The 1445-nt window shown below is 65.7% G+C and carries 1 protein-coding gene; it reads left to right on the forward strand.

Annotated features, from left to right (window positions below; translation table 11 throughout):
• The first annotated feature begins 69 nt into the window (after nucleotides 1-69).
• Nucleotides 70-1428 carry an IS4 family transposase gene (locus ACFYWI_RS38480; protein ID WP_389240846.1) on the forward strand — a complete coding sequence of 453 codons (1359 nt, stop codon included), beginning with the start codon at nucleotides 70-72 and terminating at the stop codon, nucleotides 1426-1428.
• Nucleotides 1429-1445 lie beyond the last annotated feature (17 nt).

Consider the following 1445-nt stretch of genomic DNA (forward strand, 5'->3'; position numbering starts at 1 on the left):
CAATGCCGTTGCTTGAGCAGGGCAAGTAGTTCGAGGTGACGTTGAGGGCACGGGGTCGTTGGACCCGGCATGCATCCGTGGGTGGGGATATCCGATCATGTGCGACTGGGGGTAGTGACCCGTTGGGTGACGCCGGAGCTCGTCGGTGGAGTGCTGGAGAAATGCGGGGTCCGCGATAGGAAATCCGGCGCCCTGCCGGCCGGGTTCATGGTCTACTTCACGCTTGCCCTGGCTCTGTTCCAGCAGGACTCCTATGACGACGTGGCGGAGCAACTGGTCGGCAGCGTCCCGGAGTTGAGCGTGAGCATTCCCAACAAGTCTTCGTTCACGCGGGCGCGTAGGCGTCTGGGACCGCGGGTCTTGGAGACGTTGTTCCGCGAGCTGGCTGGCCCGCTGGCTCCCGTCGGTTTGAAGAGCGCCTTCTATCGCGAGATGCGGCTGGCCGCAGTGGACGGGTTCGTGCTGGACGTGCCGGATACGACGGCCAATCGGGCCGCGTTCGGCGGGCCGGTCAAGAACGGCCAGCCCGCGGGTTTCCCGCAGGCGCGGGTCGTGACGCTGACCGAGTGCGGCACGCATGCGCAGATCGACGCGGCGGTGGGCGGGTTCAACGGCGGCGAGCCGGAGCTGGCGATCAAAATAGCCGACTCAGCCGCCGGGATGCTGGTCATCATGGACCGGGGCTTTCCCGGGGTTGCGTTATGGAAGGCATACACCGGGGCCGGGGCCCATCTGTTGATCCGGGCGCGCTCGAGCGTCGCGGCTCGCCCGGTCGAGCACCTGCCCGACGGGACCTACCTGGCAAGGATGAACCTGGCCGGGCAGAAAGGCGCGCATCCCGGCGGAGTGCTGGTCCGCGTGATCGAGTACCGCGTCGACAGCGGCGAGGTGGTCAGGCTGTTGACCGATCTGATGGACCCGATTGCTTATCCGGCGGCGGAGTTGGCGGGGCTCTACCACTCGAGGTGGGAGGCGGAGTCGGCATTCCGGCAGATCAAGACCTTCCAGCGCGGGCCGGTCGAGGTCCTGCGTTCAGGCGACCCGGATCTGGTGCGCCAGGAGGTCTGGGCACATCTGGTCGTACACCACTGCCTCACACAGGTCATCATCGCTCTGGCCGACGACAACGGCATCAACCCGGACCGGGTCTCGTTCGTCAAGGTCCTCAAGCACGCACGGCGCAGCGTGGTCCGCCAGTGCACAGACACGCCCACGAAGATCAAAGAGTTCTTGGTAGTGCTGGCGGCGAAGGTTCACCGGAAGCTCGACAACGGCGCCAGGCGCCTGCGAGAGGCGGACCGGCACCTGAAGCGTCCGGACTCGAAGTACTCCTCGAAGCTCTCCTACCGCATCAACACCCGCGACCGGCGGCCGACACGACGGGTCACAGCCAAAGTCATCACGCTGCACCCCGCGATAGTTCAGTAGTCAAGCAACGGCATTGT

Origin of the sequence: Streptomyces sp. NPDC002889 (assembly GCF_042888425.1) — a bacterium.
GTDB lineage: Bacteria > Actinomycetota > Actinomycetes > Streptomycetales > Streptomycetaceae > Streptomyces.